Genomic DNA, 21,260 nt, shown 5'->3' with positions numbered 1-21,260 from the left:
CGCTGCGCGCGTCAAACGACCTGCGCACAGCCATGCCATCCCGTTAAAACAGGATGAGGTTCAATAACGGACAGGAATCAGACGCGGGGCGGTCGCCAGACCCCGGACGGGGTGGGCACAGGAACGGAATCGCTGGCAAAGGCCAGCACGACGGGGCTGAACAGGGTCACGGGCGGCTTGACGATCGAGACTTGCAGCATCCCGCCCGCCTTGCATTCCTGACCCGGCTTGCAGGGTTTGCCATGCTCGGTCGGGCTTTTCATGTCATTGCAACAATCCATGCCCATGTCGTCCATCATCGCCATGCCCATCGTCTTCATCGGGCACGGTTCTGTCGGCGCCTGCACCCCCGCCATCCCGCTGAGGGGAAGCGCCAGGCTGATCACGAAGATGAGGCAAAGCCGCAGGTAGCGTTTCATGGGGTTTGAGTGTAGCCGTCGGAATTGGCGCGAACAATCGATTGGACACGGTCTCGCAGCAATCTCGTGCGAGGCGTTGGATGCGCAAGATAAAAGCGCATCAGTATTAAGCGAGGATTAGTTCTTCGCCAGTTGCTCAATACCACCCGGCAAACCCTTTTCCGGAAAGACCGAGCGCGGAAAAAAACCTGTTATCCGCCCGCGAAGCATCGTAATTTACCCGCCATAACTACAAGGTCGTTTGGGGATACACGTGGGAGCCTATCGTCTGCTGTTGGCCGTTCTGGTCGCTGTTTCGCATATGGGCAAGTTGTTCATGGGGTTCAACCCGGGCGTGGTTGCGGTGATTTCCTTCTTGTGGATCAGCGGGTTCGTGATGACCTCACTGATCGAGCGCAACTACAAGGCGCCCGAAAAAATCGGTCGGTTCTACCTGGACCGGGCCTTGCGTCTTTACCCGCAATTCCTGTTCTACTTCATCGCTTCTTGTACTGTGATCTATTTCCTGCTGCCCGGCACGCCACAGTGGGCCGAACTGACCTTCAGAAACATCGCCGCGAACCTCGCGATCGTGCCCCTCGGTTTCTATATGTTCGGCGCGAGCGGAACGTGGATTCTGCCTCCGGCCTGCTCGCTCGGCCTGGAGATGTGCTTCTACCTGGTGATCCCGTTCCTGCTCATCTACCGAGCACGGGGCGTGGCCTTTGCCTTGTCCATTGCGGTCTTCATCCCCGCGTGCCTGGGTATCATCAACACCGACTACTACGGCTTCCGCTTGTTGCCGGGTGTTCTGTTCATATTCCTGTGCGGCAGTTACCTCTACAAACCGCAGGCCAAAGGATTAGTAATCGCCGCAGGAACCGCTGTGGCGGCATTGATCTTTGTGGCGATCATGGCGGGCTGGATCGAACGCCGGCCGTCCAACGCGGAAGTCGCCGCCGGCATTGCGCTGGGCATCCCCGCGGTGTACTGGTTGACGAAGCTCAAGTTTCACCGGATTGACGAATTCCTGGGGAACATCAGCTACGGCGTGTTCCTGAATCACTTCGTGGTGATTTACTTCCTGCACGGGCTTTGGCCGATCACCTATTTCGATTGGCACAAGGTGGCAACGGTGCTGGTGCTGTCGTTCTTGCTGAGTGCCGTTTCGTACTACTGCGTCGAGCGGCCGGCGCTGACGCTTCGGCATGCGCTTCGAGCCGGATCGAAAGATCGAGTGAGGGAAGTTCGGGAAGGTGAGGCAACGGCTTGACGGCGCCAGGAGACAGATCACGCGCCTAAACATCGTCTGTCCCTTCCATCCGGGTTTCTGACCAAGTGCAGTCATTCGCGAACAACGGCTTGCAGCGCTATGATCGCAACACTCGACCTCTTGAACACAAACCCCATGCCCACCCCAAAAATCCGCCCAACCCCCGCCCCGCTCCTCAACCCCGGCGAATCCGTGGTCCTGTTCGACGGCGTCTGCAAACTCTGCAACGGCTGGGCGCGTTTTTTGATTCGTCATGATCATCAACGTCGCGTACGTCTGGCCGCCGTGCAATCTCCCGAGGGCCAGGCGCTTCTGGCGTGGGCCGGCCTCCCCATCGATCAATTCGACACCATGGCCGTCATCCGCGACCGTCACTACTGGGAACGTTCCGACGCTTTTCTCGAAGTCATCAGCCAATTACCCGCCCGCTGGCAGCCGTTGCGACTGCTGCGCATCTTCCCTCGTGGTCTACGCGACTGGGCCTACGACCGCATCGCGCTGAACCGCTATCGCCTGTTCGGGAAATACGACACCTGCCTGCTACCCACGCCTGACCATGAACAGCGTTTTCTGAAAGCCACCGCACCTACAGCAGAAAGCTGAACAACTGCACCGGCGTCATCTTCGTCACCATCATCAACACGATGACAAACATCCCGGCGAACCCCATCACGCCCATCCAGAACCATTTGCGGTATACGGCTTGATATTGCTCATCAAGCCCCGCGCCCACCTCGCTCGCACTTGCGGCCATCACGCACAGCCGCTTCTGCAACAGCAGCACCGGCAGCCACAGAGCGCCCACGCAGAAGAAGAGGATCAACGACGTCAGCACCCACTCGGTGCTCATGCTCAGCCCGGAAAGTCGCATCAACAGATAACCCGTGATGATCTGCACGAACCCGGCCGGCGTGGTGATCCACGTGTCAAAGCCCACGACCATGCGCGCGACGTGGGCAATCACTTGCGGGTTGCGCGTGCGGCTGGCGGCGATCAGGTAGAGGTAGGAACCCATGCCGAAACCGAACAGGAAGATCGCGGCGATGATGTGCAGGTATTTCAGGCAGAGGTAGAGCATGTCAGCGCTGCCCGTCCGAGAACTGCACGGCCAGACTCAGGTTGGCCGGGTCGTTGATCGCGGCCATGTATTCGGCGACGCTGATTTCACCCACGCACGGACGGGCGCCGGGTGGCGGCGTGTAGCCTTGAGCCATTTTCGTGGCCAGCGCGACGGCGGCGCAGCTGGGGATTTCCGGGCCTCTGTCGTTCAGAGCGGTGAGTTGCGCGGTCATCGACAGCGGTTTGCCGTCAACGCCAAGGCCCTGCACATCGATGTACATCGCGCTTTTACCGTCGCCGAAACGTTCGAATCGCGTGCCCAGGCGATGCAATCTTGCAGCCCAAAGAGCATGGTCGCGCACCAGTCCGATCTTCAGTGCCTGGGCTAGCAGACCGTTGGCGATGCCGCCGAGTTTTAGCCCGGCGCCGGCCTTGAACTTCAGGGTGTGCGCGCCATAACGGCCGGCGAAAATATCCATATCCGGCACATCAACATTGGCCAGCAACCGCGTGCCCATCTGCGGCATTTTGCGCAAGGTCAGGTCCAGCCAGCCGGACACTTCGTGCACCTTGCCGTTTTTCAGTTGCTTGATCGGTTTGCCGGCGTAAGCCAGTACGCCTTCGATGGTCGACAGCCCAGGCATTTTCGCCGATGAAGAAATGCCGTGTTCGATCGAATCAATGCGCGAAAAACGTTGACGCTGCTCATCGATGATCGCCGACGACAATGTCGGCACTGAGCTGCAACCGCTGAGGATGGCCACGCCGGCCTGCTTCGCTCGCGCGTCGAGAACGTGGATGCCGTTGACGAACGTGCGGCAGTCAGCCAGATCGCAATAGTTCACACCGGCGTCGATGCAGCTCTCGGCGACGGCATAGGATTGCCCCTGAAACGGCCCTCCGGTGTGCACGACCAGCTGAATGTCAAGCGCCCGCAATGCGGCCTTGAACTCGCTGCCCATGGCATCGCCACACCAGCCTTCGCAGACGTTGCCCGATTGGCTGTTCAGCTCATCGACTTTGCGCTGCAACTTGCGCGGATCACGACCCGAAAGCACCAGGCCGATGTCCGGCATCAGCGCCAGATGCCGGCACACAATGCTGCCGAAGTTTCCGTAACCACCGACCACCATCACCCTGAACGGCATGCAATTCTTCCCTAATTCAATCCTTCAAACAGGCGTGCAGGATATAGGGCCGAACGTCAGCAAGCCATTCAGATCAGTTGCTCGCCACCCACTTGCGGTACTGGCGGGTACGCAAGGCGTTGCCGATTTGTTGCATGATCAGCGCGCGCAGCGGTGACACGTGCGGATCGGGGGTTTTCGCCTGACTGAGTTTGCGCAACTGGAACTTGACCACCGCCATGTTGGCCAGCGAGGCCATGGCCTTGTTCTTCCAGGTGATCGGCGGCAGCTCGGGGGCACTGTCCTTGCCCTGCAACCAGTCACGCGGCAGGTTCGGATCGATGGCCAGTGCCGTGCCGATGCCGACCATGTCCACGCCACTGTTAATGACCATTTCAGCGATGGGCCGACGACGTACGCCGCCGGTCACCATCAGCGGCATCCGCGCGACTTTCTGCAGGTCTTGGGCGAACTCGACGAAATACGCCTCACGTGCCAGGGTGCGACCATCTCGTGCCTCGCCCTGCATGGCCGGGGCTTCGTAGCTGCCGCCGGACAATTCGACCAGATCCACGCCCAGATCGTTGAGCCATTCGACGACTTGTCGCGCGTCATCGGCGCTGAAGCCGCCGCGCTGAAAGTCGGCGGAATTGAGCTTCACCGCCACCGCAAACTGCGCAGAAACCAGCGCACGCACAGCTTTGACGATGTCCAGCAACAGCCGCGCGCGGTTCTCCAGCGAACCGCCCCACTGGTCCGTGCGCTGATTGGTCAGCGGCGACAGAAACTGACTCAACAGATAACCATGGGCGGCGTGGATTTCCACACCGGTGAAGCCGGCCTGCTCGCCAAGCTGTGCGCTGCGGGCGAAACGCTGAACGACCTCTGCGATCACGCTGGCGGTCATCGCGTGGGGCGTGGCGAAGTGTTTGGACAGGCTGCCCATGTTCAGCGGCACCGCTGATGGCGCCCAGGTTTTCTGCCCGAGATTGGCCTGCATCTGTCGGCCGGGATGGTTGATCTGCAGCCAGAACTGCGCGCCGCCCGAGCGGCCAATCTGTGCCCAGCGCTTGAACTTGGCCAGTTGCTGATCATCCTGCAGAACCACGCCACCCGGCCCGGTCATCGCGCGGCCATCGACCATGACGTTGCCAGTGATCAACAGCCCGGCGCCGCCGTCGGCCCAGGCTTGATACAGGCGCATCAGTTCTTCCGAAGGTGCCTGATCGGCGTCGGCCATGTTTTCTTCCATGGCGGCTTTGGCGATGCGGTTCTTGAGGGTCGAACCGTTGGGGAGCATCAGGTTGTCGAACACGTTCATGAGGAGTCCTCGATTGGGCGTGGGACACGCCATAAGATTAAAGTCAGCTTTAAGGTCAATCGTTTTTTCGAAAGCTTCCGAATAAGGTTCCAGACGCGGGAGGGTGTCTGGAAACGGGCAAAGGGATTGCGCTGGCCTGAATGAAAGGTAGACACTGCGCATGGTGGCTCTAGGCCAGAATCCGCATTTAATGCTAGAGAAAATTTCTACTGCATTTTTAATATCGTTCGAAATTCATAGGGAAATGACACATGACCGAATCAGTCAACGAAAATATCGAAACGAATTTACTTCACTACCTAAATAGCAAACACTCGAGCCAAGCCATTTTACTCACCGGAAATTGGGGTTGTGGTAAAACTCACTTCATCAATTTCTTTATCACAAACAACAAAATTAAAAACCTTAAACTGGTTAAAGTCAGCCTGTTTGGACTCCATAAAATATCCGAAGTGGAAGACCGCATACTAGGTTTCTTTTATCCTGTCATGAACTCCAAAGCAATGAAGCTCTTGGGGAGCTCGGTCAAAAAACTGGCGACCGCAATAAAGCTGGAATCGCCCGGAGACATGAAAACTGAAATCTCCATGAGCGCTAATGCAGGAGATATCAACTTATACAACCTGCTCATCGATGGAAAATCTGACTACGCGCTGATTCTTGACGATGTTGAACGCTCTAGAATCCCACTCCAGGATTTACTAGGTTACATCAACCACATCGTGGAAACCTGCCAGATAAAAACCATATTGATTGCCAACGAAGCGGAACTCGAAAGAGGGCAGGAAGAGAGCTATACAAAATTCAAAGAAAAAGTTATCAGCAAGACTTTTCTGGTCAATCACAGTGCTGAAGACGTCATTGAGCGATTCCTCCATGACGACGCAGACAATATCCAGCAATTCAAAAAAATAATTGTAGAAGCCTATGCCGCGTCGGACTGTCGCAACCTCCGATCGCTAAAACAGGCAATCGACGATTTCTCCCAAATGTGGGATACCCTTGAACGTAAATTTCAAGACCATGAAAAATACGCAAACTTGCTAGCCAAAACCTTTTTTGCACTCAGCATGGAAGTCAGGTCTGCCAAGATTCGTAAGGAAGACCTGTTATCCAATAATATTTTCCAATCAGGCACGGTTTTCACAAAAAAATACTTCCCTTCGGAACTACCAATCTTGAGAGATAACTTTTGGTTCGATGTTCTGTTTAACGGCGACCACTCAAAAATCAACTTACTCTCAGAGTCATTGCCATTTTTTGCAAAACAGGAGACACCCGAGCAGGACACGCTGGAAAAAATCAACTACTTTCATTCTCTGGAAGATGATGAGTTCCTCGTCCTCAACAATACGCTGGAAAGTGAAATTTTAAGCCTTGAAGATGAACACCCGCTAAAGTTCCTTAGAAAGGCGGAGTTGATGGCAAAGTTAATTGAACATGACTTGAGTCATATGGAAGCCACTGACTTGGCTAACTGTATAAGTGCTTACCCGAGAAAACATCAAGGCTCCGACAGTTGGAAAAATTGCAATCTTAATGACTTTATTCAGTGGGAAGTGGCCAACCTGAAGAGCAACGAAAAACTGGCACACTCGTTCGAGTTTTTTATAAGTGCGCACGCGGACGCTTTCAAAAAAGCCCAGATTGAAAAATCCAAAACTCACGTTTCAGACAAACTTTCTAGCTTCTATACGGCCATTAAACAAGGCAACCGGACGACACTCGTTAAATTACTGATCACCGAGCACCGCCATACTGTGTTCTTCACGGATGTTGATGTGGATCTGTTCGTTACTGCGCTTGTCGAGGCTCCTAATACAGCGATTGCTGACTTCATTGAGATTGCCTCAGAGCGTTATCTTACGGACCGTTTAAGATCCAATCATGGCAGCAACGAACTCACACTCGAACTGGACTTTTGGGAAAACGTAAGAATCGCAATCGAAGCGCGTTTTGACAACGTGGGGCCCTTGAAAAAATATAACCTGAAAAAACTCATTGACCCGACGATTGCCAATTTCCAGAGCATGTTGGCACCCGTAGTTCACTCTTACCAGTAACTATCTCATACCCGCTTGGCATCCTCTCATGACAGTGATGCCAAGCGTTGACTCTCAGTGAACTCAAATTAGAGTCTCTAAATCTATCGGCCAACACCGTCAAACGGCGGCCTTTCAATACGCTTTTACTTCCCGGAGGCCATGACACGCAGGCCGGAAATTACCGGCACCTTCTCCTCACGCATCTGGCTGATCAACAACTGCGCGTTGTCGGCACAGCCGACGTCGGCGGGTTTGCTCTCGATGCCGTGAATGACCCGCAGCAACTGCGCCTTGTTATGCGCCAGGCGTTGCTGGAGGATTTCGATTTCTTCGACCTTGCGTTTGAGCCCGACCAGCATTTCTTCGTGCTGCCATTCCTGCGCGTTCACCGGCAGTAACTGGCGGATTTCCTCGAGGGAAAACCCCGCTGACTGCGCGCCGGTGATGATCTGCAGGATCCACTCGGTTTCCGGGGCGTAATCGCGATAGCCGTTGGCCTTGCGCCCGACCGACTTGATCAGCCCACTCGCCTCATAGAAGCGGATGCGCGAAGGCGCCAGACCGCTGATTTTTGCCAGTTCGCCGATTTTCATGATTGACCTGAGCTGCAAATGACTTTGAAGTCAACTTTAAACCTTCAAGGATTCGACGGCCAATGCTGGCAGACAGGTTGCACACCAATCTTGTGCTCACCACAACTCCCCTGTAGGAGTGAGCCTGCTCGCGATTGCGCAGTGTCAGTCAACCTATTCGGTACAGACACTCCGCTATCGCGAGCAGGCGAAGGCCTACAGGGTATTGCGGTGTATGCAGACATCCTCATGGCTATCGCCGTCGCCCCCCAGCCGATAATCGGCAAGTTGACGAACGGTCTGTCGAGTGTTCAGATGCCGCCCAGTTTCAGGTGTCCCATGCCGCCGTGCATGGGGTGAAACGGGAAACCGGTACGTTCTTTTCGAACAAGTCCGGTGCTGCCCCCGCAACGGTATGCGCGTGATGCTTTCGATACACCACTGTGGCCGCACGGCCATGGGAAGGTGAAAGCCTCGATACGCGCAAGCCCGGAGACCGGCCTGAAATTTCGTTTGGCAAAATCCTGCGGTGGGCGGGCATGGGCCGGTATTGGCTGTGCGCGATGCCTTCTCCTGCATGCTCTTCTGCGAAGATCCTTTTCGAGAAGACAATGATTCGACCTTTCTACACTTCGGCTCCAACCTTTCTGTTCGGCTGTCTGTTCAGCCCGCTGCTGCTGGCGGATGACGCGCCACTGGAACTCAACCAGCAAATCGTTTCTGCACCGTCGGTGGAGTCCACCACTGTCGCTGACATGGCAAAGTTCGGCAGCAAAGTCGAGATTGTTACCCGCGAGCAGATCGAGCGCGCCGGCCCCAGCGCCGATGTCAGCCGCGTGATGCAGATGTTCATCCCCGGCCTGTACGTAGCACCGAAAAACGGCCCGTTCGACTACGGCACCTATTCGCTGCTGGGCGGGCGCAACGACGACACGCTGATCCTGCTCGACGGCGTGCGCCTGAACAATCGCCTGTACGGCGGCCTCTATCTGGACACTCTGCCGGCCAACGCCATCGAGCGCATCGAAGTACTCAAGGGTGGCCAGAGTCTGTTGTTCGGCACTCAGGCCGTTTCCGGCGTGATCAACCTCGTCACCCGCAGCCCGCAATCGCGCAAAGCCTCTGGCGAGGTCAACCTGGGCGTCGACAGCTTCGGCGGCACCACCGAAGATGCGCGGGTCGAAAATATCTTCACTAATGGATTCGGCGATCTCGGATTGTTGGCGTATGTCAGCCACAACGTCTCCGACGGCTATCAGCCGTATCGCAACCGCGACATGAAAAACGATTCAGGGAAAAACCGCGCCTACGAAGTCACCACCTTCGGCGGCAAGGCGATTCAGTCATTCGGCGATGATTCGCGGCTGGAGCTGTTCTACCAATACGCCGACGCCAATCTCGACTTCGCCCGCCCGGTCGACAACCACAAGACCACCAACGATCGCGTGCAGCAGATCGCCACGGCGACCTTCGAGCAGACCGTCAACGAGCGTCTGAGCTATTTCGTCAAAGGCCATATCAACGACTGGGACACCCGCTACACGCGGGTCAACAACGTCGTCGGCGGTGGCACCAACGTCATCAACCACAACGACTATTGGGGCTTCACCGACTGGGGCGTGCAGGCCGAAGGCAAGGCTGAATTGCCCGGCGGCCATGTGCTGGTGTTCGGCAGCGACAACCAGTGGTTCAAGGGCCAGGACGATGTGCTGATCATCGACAACGATAAGGCCGAGGCCCACGCGTTCTACACTCAACTGCGCCCGCAGATCGACGCCCTGCCCGACTGGCACCCGAGTATCGGCGTGCGCCACGAGGCCATGAGCGGTGGCGACAGCGCCACGGTCGGCATGCTCACTTCGCTGTATGACCTCAACGACAACTGGTCGGTGCGCGGTCAATACGGCAGCGCCTACAAACTGCCGAACGCCGAGCAGCTGTTCGTCAACGAACCGGGCGATGAGATCGGCAACCGTAATCTCAAACCGGAAAAAAGCCGCAACGCGGAACTGGGTGTCGACTACAAAGGCTTCTTGCTCGATCGTGAATTCAGCGCCAGCGTGACCCTGTTCAAACGCAAGATCGACGACCTGATCACCCTCGATGACATTCAGTGGGTCAACGGTGAAGGCCAAGTGCGTATGCGCGGTTTCGAGGCTGACGCGAAACTGGCGCTCAACGATCAGTGGAGCCTGCAAGCGGACATGACGCGCAACCTCACCGAGTCGCGCACCGGTGTGAGCATCAATGATATTCCGAGCTTCTTCGCCCGTTCACGGGTCGGTTATGAATCGGAAAATCGTCTGTGGGGTGCCGGCGCTGCGATCCGCTACATTCGCGACATCAAAAGTTCGAAGCAGGTCGAGTACGGCAATTATTCGGTGGTCGACGCCGATGCTTATCGCTACCTCGACAATGCCCATCAACACCGCGTGAGCCTGCTGGTGGAAAACCTGTTCGACCGCGATTACGTCACCAGCCGTTCGAGCAACGTCGACAACCTTGGCCGACCGTTCACTTCCGAAGTGCGCTACACGTACCGCTTCTGATGAGTGACATCAAAACCGTCGACGGCGTCGACACGCACCCGGACTGGTCGCACGTGCCTGAGCATTCGCGCCATGTGTTTCTCTGCACCGGCCCGCGCTGCACCCAGCGCGGCGCCCAACAGCTATGGAAAACCTTGCGCCGGCACCTGCTGGAGCACGATCGCATCGAAACCCCGGGCGGCGCGTTGCTGACCCGCACGCACTGCCAGTTTCCGTGCAATCTGGGGCCGATTGTTACGGTGTATCCGGAGCGCTGCTGGTATGGCGTGCGCAGCAATGAAGATGTGCAGCGGCTGGTCGAAGGGCATCTGGCGGGCGGTGAAATTGTCGCGGATCTGCTGATCAAGGTGCGGACATGAGCCGGTTGTGGCTGTTGTTAAGCGCCCTGCTCTGCGCGGCGCCCGCGTTCGCCGACCATTTCCGTAATTGCGGCGAGGACTGGCGCGCCGCTGCGCCTTCGCGCATCGTCGCGCTCAATCAGCATGCGGCGGATCTCGTGCTGGCACTGGGTGCGGGGCCAGCGCTGGTCGGCGTGGCCTATCTGGATGACACCGATGCCGGTCAGCGGCCTTCCGAGTATTTCGGCGTGCCGGTGATCGCGCGGCAGTACCCGGCCAGCGAAGTGCTTTACGCACAGAAACCGGATCTGGTGATCGGCGGGTTTGCCACGGCATTCGGTGACGGCGTGACTTCACGCTCAGGGCTGGCGCGTAATGGCGTGGGTTCGTATCTGTTGGAGTCGGCCTGCAACGGGCATTCGCTGGATTATTTCGCGCATGTACGCAATGACTTGCTGACGCTGGGCAAGCTGTTGCACAAGCAGCCGCAAGCGCGGCAATTGAGCGAGGCAATGGACGCCGATCTCGCCAGCGCCCGAGCCTTGGCCGTTCCAGGTAAACCGCTGTCAGTGTTCTATCTCGACAGCGAAGTCAAAGGCCTAGACACCGAAGGCCGACGTGGTTTTGTCACCCCGCTGCTGGCCGCCGCCGGGGCACGCAATGTGTACGCCGAGATCAATCTGTATCGAGTCACCGTCAACCGCGAAACCCTGCTGGCCAGCGACCCGGACGTGATTCTGCTGGCCGACGCCGAATGGTCTCCCGCGCGCCGCAAACGCTACCTGCTAACCCACGATCCGGTGTTGTCACAACTGCGCGCGGTACGCGAGAACCGCATCATCGAGATCCCTTTCACCCATCTGCTGCCGACCTTCAACAGCGGCCGCGTCGCTTTGGAACTGGCCCGCCAGCTCAACGCCTTGAAGAAAAATAAATGAACCCGCCGCACCCCACGCCACCTAACGAACAGACCATCAGGAGGTAGCCAATGCAAATCGAAACCGTGTGGATCGTACTGGCGGCAGTTCTTCTGCTAATCGAACTCTGGGCCATCAATCGGGTGCGCAAGAGCGAGGGGAAAGCGAGCAATAAGGGCGTGTGGATTGTGCTGATCGTGTTTGTGCCATTGTTCGGCTTGATTGCCTGGGCGTTGGCGGGGCCCAAGCATGTCAGTCAGCATTCGGCGTCGTAACCTGATGCTTTCGCCGTGGTGCGGGGTTTGCCGACTGACGAAGCTGTGATCTGCTATGCCAGCAACGCCCTCTTCATGCAGGCTGCACGAAGGCTTTTTACCTGTGACGTCGCGAGCCCTTGATCCAGAGCGATTGAGCATCCGCCACGGACTGGCACGGCAAATGGCCGCGAGAAATATGGCCGCTTAGCCCGGTTTCAGCGTACGAGCCCGGCTTCGGCCGGGCTTTTTTCTGGTTGCTCGCCGCGTCTCCCTGCTGCAGGATCAGCCGTCGACAACAGGGAATGTTGAAATGAAACAGAAAACACGTGGGCGAATTGTGGTGGTGGGTGCAGGCATCGTCGGTGCCTCTCTTGCGTATCACCTGTCCGGCAAAGGTGCGCAGGTCACGTTGATCGAGGACGGCGAGATTGCCAGCGGCGTGACGGGACGCTCTTTCGCCTGGATCAATACCACGCACACCGGCGCTGATCCGATTGCGCAGTTGCGCGGTATGGCCATAGAAGCATACCGACGACTCGAAACCGAGCTGCCGGATTTGCAGATTCGCTGGACCGGAGCACTGTCGTACAGCGAATCAGCAGAGTATCCGGCGTCGGCGACATTGTTATCGTCTGCCGAGGTGCTTGCCCGCGAACCCAATCTGAAAAATCTCCCACCGTGCGCGTTATTTCGCGCTGACGAAGGTGCGCTCGACGCCGTGCAGGCCACTCATGCATTGATTGCAGGAGCCCGGGCGCTGGGGGCGCAATTGCTCACGCAAACCCGAGTGACCGCTATCAAAACCTGCAACGCAGATGTCACCGGCGTTGAAACCACAGCGGGCACCTTTGATGCTGACCTTGTTGTGCTTGCCGCAGGGACTGGCACCCGGCAGTTAACACGGATGCTCAACGCCTCCCTGCCCATCGAAGCCTCGCCCGCCATTTTCATCCGCTACAAGACCCAGCAGGGCCTGGTCAAAGGCATCATCTCCAGCCCCGGCATGGAGATTCGGCAAAGTGCCGACGGCACGTTGTTGGCCGCTGAAGATTATTGGGGAGAGACGCCAGGCAACTCACCGAGAGACATCGCCCGGCAAACCGCCGAAACCATACGCAAAGAACTTCACGGGGTAGTTTCCATTGCGCCGCAAACCGTCGCCGTCGGGCTTCGGCCCATGCCCGCTGATGGCCTCCCCGTTGTCGGTTACTTGCCTGGGGTCGGTGGAGTTTACGTTTGCGCGATGCATCCCGGTGTAACGCTGGCGGCAATCGTTGGGCGCCTCGCCAGTGAAGAGCTGCTGGATCACCAGTCCTCTGCGGCCCTTGAATCGTGCCGCCCAGAGCGTTTTTTTTCAGAATTGCGGTGACGCTTGATTTAGACTTGCCGACTTTTTGCAGCAAGGGATTTGCACATGCAACGCATCGTCATTCTGGGCAACTCGGGCAGCGGAAAATCCACCCTCGCCCGCGAAATCGGCCGGCGTCTGAACTTGCCAGTGGTTCACCTCGACCCGCTGTTCTGGGAGGCGGGCTGGGTTGAGCCGGACAATGAAGCGTTCCGCGAACGGGTTCGCCAAGCCGTGGCGGGCGATACCTGGATCTGTGAAGGCAATTATTCGCGCCGAACCTTCGATCTGCGATTGCCCCGCGCCGACCTGGTTATCTGGCTGGATACGCCGCGGCTGACCTGCATGAAACGGGTCATGCTGCGCAGCGCACTGAATCGCCCACGCGCTGATCTGCCGGTTGGCTGCACCGAGCGGCTGGACCGCGCGTTTTTGCAGTTCCTGAAGTACGTGTGGAATTTTGACCGGGTCAATCGCCCCGGCATCGAGGCGATGCGTGTTACCGTCGGGCTGCAGATTCCAGTCATTCACTTGCGCAGTAGGCAGCAGATTTCGGAATTTCTGGCTGAACTGCCCGATGTCGCCAATACCTCAATGCACCCGACGCTGACGCGCTGACATTCAAGGAGAGCAGCATTGACGGTACGCAAGGACGCTTCATTCGCCTATCAGACGGTCTACCACTACCTCCTAGGCCTGATCGAGGCGGCCAGTGGCACGACTGAGCAGAAACTGCCGTCCCTGCGACAACTGGCCCTGCGACTCGGCGTTTCGGTGTCGACGACCAAATACGCCTATGCACTGCTCGAAGACGAGGGCCGAATTTACGCCAAAGCCAGATTCGGCTATTTCACCCGACCACTACCGGCGGCGCCTGTGACGGCCAACTCCGGCAATCTGCTGGACCACGTCTTCGCCAGCGCCCGTCAGCCCGGCATTCTGGCGCTGAGCAGCGATGCCCCGGCAATGCTGCTGTCGCTGCAGGGGCCGTTGTTGATGATGGAGCGTGAGCTGACTCGCCAATACCCGCCCTCGAATGCACCGCTCTATCAGCCATTCGGCGAGCCGGAACTGCGCGCAGTGCTGGCCGAACACTACACCCGTTCCGCACACAGCCATTGGCAGGCCGAGCAGGTGTACATCGGCGCGGACCTCCGTAGCGTGCTGGAATTATCACTCAGTGCCTTGAATCTAGGCGGCAGCGTGGCGTTGGTAGAGTCGCCCTGCTCGTGGGCGATTCTGCGCCAATTGCAGGCCGCCAACATTCGTGTCATCGAAGTGCCCCTCGGTGAAGACGGCCGCTTCGATCTGCCCACGCTGAACGAACTGCTCAAGCGCGAACCGATACGGCTGGCGGTGCTCTCCTCCACGGTGAATATTCCCCAAGGCCAGTTGATGCCGGCGCAGGATAAACAGCAGATCTGTTGCTGGCTGGCCGAGCGGGAAATCTGGCTGTTCGAAAACGACACGTGGGGCGAGTTGAGTTTCTCCAAGTCAGCCGCGCGTTATCGCGACTTTGCCGATCCGGACAAGCTGCTGGTGTTCTCGACATTCGACAAGATTATTGGCGGCGAAGCGCCGTACGGCTACGTGCTGTGTCGCCAGCAGGCCGCGCAATTTCATCGACTGTTTATGCAGCGCGGATTTCGCCTCTCGCCGATGCGGCAGAAAGCGATTGCCAGACTCTACAGCTCCAGGCGCATCGACCAGCACCTGACCACCCTGCGAGCACTGTTGCGCAAGCGCATGCAACAGCTACAGACCTTGCTGGAAGAACACGGTAACGGTCAGTGGCAGGTAGTCGCCCCACAGGGCGGTGCGAGCTTCTGGCTCAAGGCTGTGCGTCCGATCGACATGCAACGGGTGTTCGAGCGCCTGCTGGCCGAGCGGATTGTCATCGCCCCCGGCGAAATCTTCAGCCAGCAAGGCGCCTGGAAACAACACCTGCGCCTGAGCTATAGCCTCGATTGGGACAAGAACATCGGCCACGCAGTGCAACGACTGGCGCAGGCGATCACCGAAGAAACCCGCGTCTACAGTCCATAGCAATGCCGCGTTTCAGGAAACCGCCCATGGCGCACATCCTCGGCAAACTGCGCACACGCCTCGCTGATCACCGCGCCAACATCGGCGTAGTGTTTGACGAAACGCGGCAGATGCTCACCGCCCAAGCCAAGCACATCTTCGGTGACCAGCACCTGCCCGTCGCAGGCCGGTGAAGCGCCGATGCCGATGGTGGGCATTTTCGAGTCCAGCGTGATCTGCCGTGCCACGCCTTCGGCCACCCCTTCCAGCAACAGGCTGAAGGCGCCCGCATCGAGATTGGCCCGGGCATCTTCGGCAATCACCGCACCGGTTTCAGCCGTCAGACCCTGAGCCTTGAAACCGCCCATGACATTAACGAACTGCGGCATCAACCCGACATGGGCCATGACCGGAATACCCCGCGCCACGAGAAACTCGACCGTCGATGCCAAGGTCTTGTTGGCCTCCAGCTTCACCGCATCGCAACCGGTCCGCGCCAATACCTGAGCGCAATTACGAAAGGCCTGTTCATTGGATTCCTGATAACTGCCGAACGGCATGTCGGCCACCACACAGGCCAGGCGCGTGCTATCGACCACCGCCCGCGTATGGCCGATGATTTCTTCGAGCTGCATGCTCAGCGTCGAGGGGCGGCCATAACCGACCATGGCCGTTGAATCACCGACCAGAATGAAGTCGACGATGGGGTCGATCAGTTTGGCGATACTGCTGGAATACGCCGTGAGCGAGACGATTTTCTGTTGGCCTTTCATGGCGACCAACTGCGGCACGGTCAGGCGTTTGGTGCGGGTATGCAGGCTCATGGGCGGCTCCCCGCGTCGATCGCCGGCATTGCAAGAACATCATCAAAATGAATGCGTAAGACTTCCATACAGTGCCCAACTCCAAAGGATTCGAGCGCTCGATTATTCGTTTAACGCAGCAACATTCAATGCACAGATTGGCCTGAAAAAGCGACCCAGGTGCTTCCTGCTTCGTAGAAATGCCCGCGGGATGCGGGATGCTTTATTTCGCCGTTTACCGCAGGATGCGAAGCTTATGCACACACCCAAGGAGCAATATTTGTCATGGAAGAAGTCATCACCTACCGCACCGCCACTGTCGACGATGCGCTGGCAATGAGCGAACTGGGCCAATTGCTCAATTCGGTACACCACGCCGCCCGCCCCGATATCTATGCCGCCGCCACCGAAGATTTTGCCCGCGACTTGCCGCACTGGGCCGGCGTGTTCGAAAAGCCCGGCCAGATTGCCTTCATCGCCAGTGTTGGGGATCAGCCCGCCGCGTTCATTACCGCCAACCTGTCCGCCAGTTCCGGGCCGTTGATGCAGCCGCAGAATGTTGTTCGCATCGGCTCAGTCTGTGTGGCCGAGCCGTTTTGGGGCAAAGGCATTGGTCGCGCGCTGATTCAACGGGTAAAAGACTGGGCCATCGAGCAGAATGCGCAGGACCTGCGCCTGACGGTCTGGCCTTTCAACGAGCGCGCGGTGCGCATGTATGCCGAGTTCGGCTTCGAGACCCGTGCCCTGGAGATGGGCGTTCGATTGTGAGGAGCGAACACATCCGATCATGAATAACCGTGAACAGCTCCATCAGCAGGGTTTCGCCCTGCTCCGTCGCGCCATACCCGCCGAGTGGCTGGACGACCTGCGCCAGGCGTTCGATGCGGGTGTGCTGCCATCCGATCGATGGCCCGTGCCACGGGGTCAGGACTGGCGCCATTCGCTGCTGGATGAGCATGCGACCGTGCGCGCGGTGTGCCGCTTGCCCACGCTGTTGGCCGTGGTCGGTGAGCTGATCGCGGAGCGCTTCTTTCTGTCCCAGGTTGAAGGTCGCGAACCGCTTGCGGGAGGCGGCCATCAGCAATTGCATCGCGACTTGTCCGCGCAACGACCCGGCGACTGTGTGGTGGCACTGGCTTTATTCGATGACTATGGCGCCGACAACGGCGCGACCCGCCTCGTCCCCGGCAGCCATCGCCCCGCGTCCGGAGCGCCGCCCGTAGACGTCAATGATGAGACGCGAGCAGTTCAGCTCGCGGGCTGTGCGGGCGACATTCTGGTGTTCGATGTCGACCTGCTGCATGCCGGCAGCCGAAACCTGCTGGGTGGCCGCCGGCGTTCGATTCTGATCAACTACTGGGCCGAGCCGCTGTACGCGTCACACCTTCAAACCGTGGCTCTGCGAAATATCCGCATGGACCCTATCGAATGGTTTGATCCTGCCGACAACCTCCCGGTGGACAACGCAAGATTGAACGACGCAAGTCCAATCCCTCATTTTTGATTCAAGAGGCTGCACCCATGAGCAACGCCTGGAACGAAGGTTATTTCACCGACGAAGGCTACACCTACAGCTATAGCCGGGAAATCAATCCGGTATTCCAGCGCTATTGCCTGTTGTTGCGCGGCTTTGCCGGTCTGGACAACCCCGACGGTTACCACTGCGAACTCGGTTTTGGTCAGGGCGTGTCAATCAATATTCACGCCACGGCCAACCCTGCCGGCTTCGTCGGTACGGACTTCCACCCCGGTCAGGCAGCCCATGCCATTGAACTGGCAGCGCTTGGCAACAACGGTGCGCAGCTGTATGACGACAGCTTCGAGCAACTGCTGGCGCGCCATGATCTGCCGCAGTTCGACAGCATCAGCCTGCACGGCATCTGGACCTGGGTCAGCCGAGACAACCAGAAACTGATCGTCGAATTCGCCCGCCGCCACCTCAAACCGGGTGGTCATCTCTATGTCAGTTACAACGCCTTCCCGGGCTGGTCGCCTTCGGCGCCATTGCGCCAATTGTTCAGCCTGCACGACCGCTTTGCCAGTCACTCGACACGTTCGGATCAGCGCATCGATGCCGCGTTGCAGTTTTCCGAAGCGTTGCTTGCGGCCAGTCCCAAGTACGCCATTGCGGCGCCGCACTTGGGGGCCAGGCTGCAAACCATCAAAGGTCAGGACCGCCAATACGTCGCCCACGAATATTTCAATCGCGACTGGAATTGCATGTATTTCGCCGACATGGTGGATGCGCTGGCCCCGGCCAAGCTCGATTACGTCACGACAGCGGTGCCGCTGGATTCGGTCGACGTACTCAACCTGAGCGCCGAAGGTCTGGCTTTTCTCGACGGTATCGAACACCCGGTGATGCGCGAGCAGGCGCGTGACTACTTCGTCAACCAGGCTTTCCGTCGCGACCTGTACGTGCGCGGTGCCAACCGACTCTGCGCCGCCGAGCGCCGGTCGCGCATGCTCAATACGCGATTTGTGCTGATGCAACCGGCAGAAAACGTAGCGTCCAGCGTCACCGGCCCGGCAGGCGAAGCATCACTGCAACCGGAAATTTACGGCCCGGTCCTCGATGCACTCGCCGGCCAGACGTACGAAGCCAAAACGATGCAGCAGTTGCTCGATGCAGTGTCGCCAATGGCCTATGACGATCTCGAACAGGCCATCGCCATCCTGGTCAGCATGGGCGCGGTAGCCCCGTGCCAGAGCGAAGCCGCCGAGGCGCGGGTGTACGAACGCTGCGCCGCGTTCAACCTGCAACTGTGCAAGCGCGCGCTGTTCAACGCCGACATTCAGGTGCTGAGCAGCCCGGTCACCGGGGGTGGCGTCACGGTCAGCCGCTTCCAGCAACTGTTCCTGATTGCAATCCGCCAGGGCAAACAGCACCCGGCGGAGTGGGCGCAACTGGCGTGGAGCGTCATTGCCGAACAAAACGAAGTACTGGTCAAGGACGGCAAAACGCTGACCACCGCCGAAGCCAACATCGCCGCACTGACTGAACAGGCCCAGGCGTTTGCCGAGCAATCACTGATCGTGCTGAGTGCTTTGAAAATCGTTTGATTGGGGTGAGTGGTGCGCAGTGGGGCAGGAAATCTTAATCAAATGCCCCGTTGAGCACCTCGTAAATCAGGCCGGTGGCCAGCGCGACCAGGATCAGATCCGTGCCCGCCTGCTGCCATTCGTAGCCATCGTAATGCGGCAGATGACCGACCAGGCGTCCATCGAGCTTTTTCGCGATACCGGGCGGCAGTGGCTTGCCGCGTGCTAGGTTCTTTTGAATGCCCGGTGGTAGCGACGGGCCCGGGTTCCAGTAGTCGCGATAGCCGCCGACAATCCCGAGCACATTGCCGCGATCGATGCTTGGGCCATGACTCCAGTCACCCCCCGAGTTGTTGCCCTTGTTGCCATTACCTTTCTGGTTACCGTGCCCCGGCACGTTCTGCGAATTACCCTTGCCGTTACCCTGCCCCTTTCCATTACCGGGGTCAGCGAATGCCATCGCGCTGCTGAAAACCAGCACGAGGGAAGAAACCGTTACAACCAGCGTACAAGACCTGATCGTGCGGCGCGCCTTCATGCGGGGATGCTCCTGTGTCATCTTGACGTTACACATCAGCTTGGTTTATTCCGGCTGGCCGACCTTCGATTCCATCGGAGCACACGGTGACCTCGGCATTGCCTGACAGGAGACCTTTCATGGATTTGAAGTTCAGCCACATCGACGTTCTGGTCAAAGACCTTGAAGAAGCCTGCGCCTACTAAGCAAAGATACTCAAGGCGCGGATCTCCACCACGCAGATCTGGCAACGCGGTGGCCTGCACGTGCGTTTCGCGATTGCGCTGATCGGCGAGGAACGCTTCATGCTGGTCCAGCCATTGGCGGGAAACCTCAAGGAGCTGCTGGATACGGTCGGTGAAGGCATGATTTACCGTCATTGCTACACGACGCCTGATATCGAACTGGCCTACGCCGAACTGGTCGCCAGCGGGGTTCAACCGGAAGATGAAAACGGTCATCCGCTGAGCCTTGAGGACCTGCAATCACCAAACGGAAAACGCATCATCTGGTTGCCCAAGCGCTTCGGCCACTTCTCTCTCGAGATTCTTGAAGAGAAAGCGCTGGGGGCGTTTATCGAAGAAGCGTTTGCTTCCAGATGAAACTCCGCCGGCCCTGATCGATACGTCTACGCTCTCTCCATCCCCCTACGCCTGGAGACTTCGTCATGACCCGACCGCTGCTGACTGGCTTCGCCCTGCTCGCCCTGAGTTTCCAGGTCCACGCCGACGTCACACCCTTCCCCGCCACCTTCCATACTCAAGATATCAATGTAGAAGGCGCAACGATGCACGTGCGTGTCGGTGGCAAAGGCCCGGCCGTGGTGTTGTTGCATGGCTTCGGTGATACCGGCGATATGTGGGCGCCGCTGGCGGTGGATCTGGCCCGCGATCACACCGTGGTGGTGCCGGATCTGCGCGGCATGGGTTTGTCATCGATCCCACAGGGCGGCTACGACAAGAAGACCCAGGCCGGCGACATTCGCCAGGTGTTGAGCGCGTTGAAGATCGAGCACTCGGTGGTCATCGGGCATGACATCGGCACCATGGTCGCGTTTGCCTATGCCGCGCGCTATCCAGAGCTGACCGAGCGCCTGGTGGTGATGGATGCGCCCGTGCCTGGCATCACGCCGTGGAACGACATCGTTCGTTCGCCGATGCTCTGGCACTTCGACTTTGGCGGTGCGGACATGGAACGCTTGGTCGCCGGGCGTGAGCGCATCTACCTCGACCGCTTCTGGAACGAATTCGCCGGCACCCCGGCGAAAGTCGATGAAGGCACCCGCCAGCATTACGCCAAGCTTTACGCCCGCCCTGGCGCCATGCACGCCGCATTCGCCCAGTTCCGCAGCATTCGTCAGGACGCCCTCGATAACGCTCCCGTCCTGCAGAAACACTTGAGCATGCCGGTGCTGGCCGTCGGTGGTGAAAAGTCCTTCGGCAACAACGAAGCGATCGTCATGCGCAATGCTGCGGACAACGTCACCGAGGCAGTGATTCCGGCAGCCGGGCACTGGTTGATGGAGGAAGCCCCGGCACCGACCATCAAGGCCGTGCGCGACTTTATCGCGATGTGAGGAATTGGCATTGCCTTGGCCCGAGGCTTACGTCAGGATTCGCCCGCTTTTTCAGCGAAGGCGGCAAACGTGGAGCGTCTACTCGTTTTACGC

At 58.4% G+C, this 21,260-nt stretch carries 21 protein-coding genes, 1 pseudogene and 1 riboswitch; of the genes and pseudogenes, 15 read left to right on the top strand and 7 right to left on the bottom strand.

Annotated features, from left to right (window positions below; all coding sequences use genetic code 11):
• Positions 1-77: 77 nt before the first annotated feature.
• Positions 78-419 (bottom strand): hypothetical protein, encoded by a 342-nt coding sequence (locus tag L8H52_RS13260; protein WP_242207425.1) that lies wholly within the window; start codon positions 417-419, stop codon positions 78-80.
• 253 nt (positions 420-672) lie between these two features.
• Between L8H52_RS13260 and L8H52_RS13255 the strand changes: the two genes are divergently transcribed.
• Together L8H52_RS13255 and L8H52_RS13250 are read left to right on the top strand one after the other, a co-directional pair.
• A complete protein-coding gene (locus L8H52_RS13255) occupies positions 673-1,671 on the top strand; it encodes an acyltransferase (RefSeq protein ID WP_242207424.1) in 999 nt (332 codons plus the stop codon).
• A gap of 135 nt (positions 1,672-1,806) precedes the next feature.
• Positions 1,807-2,274, top strand: a complete 468-nt coding sequence (locus tag L8H52_RS13250; RefSeq protein WP_242207423.1) for a thiol-disulfide oxidoreductase DCC family protein — start codon at positions 1,807-1,809, stop codon at positions 2,272-2,274.
• Here the strand turns inward: L8H52_RS13250 and L8H52_RS13245 are convergent.
• The 3 genes from L8H52_RS13245 to L8H52_RS13235 form a co-directional block, all read right to left on the bottom strand.
• Positions 2,258-2,749: a DUF2269 domain-containing protein gene (locus tag L8H52_RS13245; protein ID WP_242207422.1), complete on the bottom strand. Its 492-nt coding sequence runs from the start codon at positions 2,747-2,749 to the stop codon at positions 2,258-2,260. The two genes, L8H52_RS13250 and L8H52_RS13245, sit on opposite strands and share 17 nt — an antisense overlap.
• 1 nt (position 2,750) lies before the next feature.
• A complete protein-coding gene (locus tag L8H52_RS13240; RefSeq protein WP_242207421.1) occupies positions 2,751-3,878 on the bottom strand; it encodes a saccharopine dehydrogenase NADP-binding domain-containing protein in 1,128 nt (375 codons plus the stop codon).
• Positions 3,879-3,951: 73 nt separating this feature from the next.
• A complete protein-coding gene (locus L8H52_RS13235) occupies positions 3,952-5,178 on the bottom strand; it encodes an NADH:flavin oxidoreductase/NADH oxidase family protein (protein ID WP_242207420.1) in 1,227 nt (408 codons plus the stop codon).
• 251 nt (positions 5,179-5,429) lie between these two features.
• Here L8H52_RS13235 and L8H52_RS13230 point away from each other — a divergent pair, with 251 nt between their 5' ends.
• Positions 5,430-7,241, top strand: coding sequence for a P-loop NTPase fold protein (locus L8H52_RS13230; RefSeq protein WP_242207419.1), 1,812 nt, complete (start codon positions 5,430-5,432; stop codon positions 7,239-7,241).
• 125 nt (positions 7,242-7,366) lie between these two features.
• Here L8H52_RS13230 and L8H52_RS13225 read toward each other — a convergent pair whose 3' ends face one another.
• Entirely contained in the window at positions 7,367-7,816 is a 450-nt protein-coding gene (locus L8H52_RS13225; protein ID WP_242207418.1) for a MerR family transcriptional regulator, read from the bottom strand.
• A 292-nt stretch (positions 7,817-8,108) separates the two neighbouring features.
• Positions 8,109-8,315: riboswitch (cobalamin riboswitch) on the top strand.
• Between the two features lie 91 nt (positions 8,316-8,406).
• On the opposite strand from L8H52_RS13225, the gene L8H52_RS13220 reads away from it, so the two are divergent.
• From L8H52_RS13220 to L8H52_RS13190, 7 genes are all read left to right on the top strand, one after another.
• The gene (locus tag L8H52_RS13220) at positions 8,407-10,344 is read left to right on the top strand and encodes a TonB-dependent receptor (RefSeq protein ID WP_242207417.1); all 1,938 of its coding nucleotides are present in this window, start codon (positions 8,407-8,409) and stop codon (positions 10,342-10,344) included.
• Positions 10,344-10,703 carry a (2Fe-2S) ferredoxin domain-containing protein gene (locus tag L8H52_RS13215; RefSeq protein ID WP_242207416.1) on the top strand — a complete coding sequence of 120 codons (360 nt, stop codon included), beginning with the start codon at positions 10,344-10,346 and terminating at the stop codon, positions 10,701-10,703. The genes L8H52_RS13220 and L8H52_RS13215 overlap by 1 nt, the downstream gene beginning before the upstream one ends.
• Positions 10,700-11,620 (top strand): ABC transporter substrate-binding protein, encoded by a 921-nt coding sequence (locus L8H52_RS13210; RefSeq protein WP_242207415.1) that lies wholly within the window; start codon positions 10,700-10,702, stop codon positions 11,618-11,620. Before L8H52_RS13215 ends, L8H52_RS13210 begins: the two co-directional genes overlap by 4 nt.
• A gap of 50 nt (positions 11,621-11,670) precedes the next feature.
• Complete coding sequence (locus L8H52_RS13205) at positions 11,671-11,874, top strand: PLD nuclease N-terminal domain-containing protein (protein WP_007916127.1); 204 nt, start codon at positions 11,671-11,673, stop codon at positions 11,872-11,874.
• Between the two features lie 292 nt (positions 11,875-12,166).
• Positions 12,167-13,225, top strand: a complete 1,059-nt coding sequence (locus tag L8H52_RS13200) for an FAD-dependent oxidoreductase (RefSeq protein WP_242207414.1) — start codon at positions 12,167-12,169, stop codon at positions 13,223-13,225.
• Between the two features lie 45 nt (positions 13,226-13,270).
• A complete protein-coding gene (locus L8H52_RS13195) occupies positions 13,271-13,822 on the top strand; it encodes an AAA family ATPase (RefSeq protein ID WP_242207413.1) in 552 nt (183 codons plus the stop codon).
• Between the two features lie 18 nt (positions 13,823-13,840).
• A complete protein-coding gene (locus L8H52_RS13190) occupies positions 13,841-15,250 on the top strand; it encodes a PLP-dependent aminotransferase family protein (protein WP_242207412.1) in 1,410 nt (469 codons plus the stop codon).
• Here the strand turns inward: L8H52_RS13190 and panB are convergent.
• On the bottom strand, positions 15,238-16,053 hold the full coding sequence (panB, locus tag L8H52_RS13185; RefSeq protein ID WP_242207411.1) for a 3-methyl-2-oxobutanoate hydroxymethyltransferase: 816 nt from the start codon (positions 16,051-16,053) through the stop codon (positions 15,238-15,240). The two genes, L8H52_RS13190 and panB, sit on opposite strands and share 13 nt — an antisense overlap.
• A gap of 264 nt (positions 16,054-16,317) precedes the next feature.
• Here panB and L8H52_RS13180 point away from each other — a divergent pair, with 264 nt between their 5' ends.
• Genes L8H52_RS13180 through L8H52_RS13170 form a run of 3 tightly spaced genes read left to right on the top strand, consistent with a single transcriptional unit; the run spans position 16,318 to position 19,095 of the window.
• The gene (locus L8H52_RS13180) at positions 16,318-16,800 is read left to right on the top strand and encodes a GNAT family N-acetyltransferase (RefSeq protein WP_242207410.1); all 483 of its coding nucleotides are present in this window, start codon (positions 16,318-16,320) and stop codon (positions 16,798-16,800) included.
• 19 nt (positions 16,801-16,819) lie between these two features.
• A complete protein-coding gene (locus L8H52_RS13175) occupies positions 16,820-17,536 on the top strand; it encodes a phytanoyl-CoA dioxygenase family protein (RefSeq protein WP_242207409.1) in 717 nt (238 codons plus the stop codon).
• A 17-nt stretch (positions 17,537-17,553) separates the two neighbouring features.
• On the top strand, positions 17,554-19,095 hold the full coding sequence (locus L8H52_RS13170) for a class I SAM-dependent methyltransferase (RefSeq protein WP_242207408.1): 1,542 nt from the start codon (positions 17,554-17,556) through the stop codon (positions 19,093-19,095).
• Positions 19,096-19,129: 34 nt separating this feature from the next.
• On the opposite strand, the gene L8H52_RS13165 is transcribed toward L8H52_RS13170, so the two are convergent.
• Entirely contained in the window at positions 19,130-19,612 is a 483-nt protein-coding gene (locus L8H52_RS13165) for an anti-virulence regulator CigR family protein (RefSeq protein ID WP_242207407.1), read from the bottom strand.
• A gap of 119 nt (positions 19,613-19,731) precedes the next feature.
• Here L8H52_RS13165 and L8H52_RS13160 point away from each other — a divergent pair.
• Positions 19,732-20,193 (top strand): annotated as a pseudogene (locus L8H52_RS13160) (methylmalonyl-CoA epimerase).
• A 65-nt stretch (positions 20,194-20,258) separates the two neighbouring features.
• Positions 20,259-21,167, top strand: a complete 909-nt coding sequence (locus L8H52_RS13155; protein ID WP_242207406.1) for an alpha/beta hydrolase — start codon at positions 20,259-20,261, stop codon at positions 21,165-21,167.
• Positions 21,168-21,260 lie beyond the last annotated feature (93 nt).

Origin of the sequence: Pseudomonas sp. CROZ-RG-20F-R04-15 (genome assembly GCF_022662375.1) — a bacterium.
In the GTDB taxonomy this organism is placed as follows: Bacteria; Pseudomonadota; Gammaproteobacteria; order Pseudomonadales; family Pseudomonadaceae; genus Aquipseudomonas.
The sequence above is the reverse complement of the archived record's forward strand: the minus strand, read 5'-3'. Positions and strand labels throughout refer to the sequence as shown.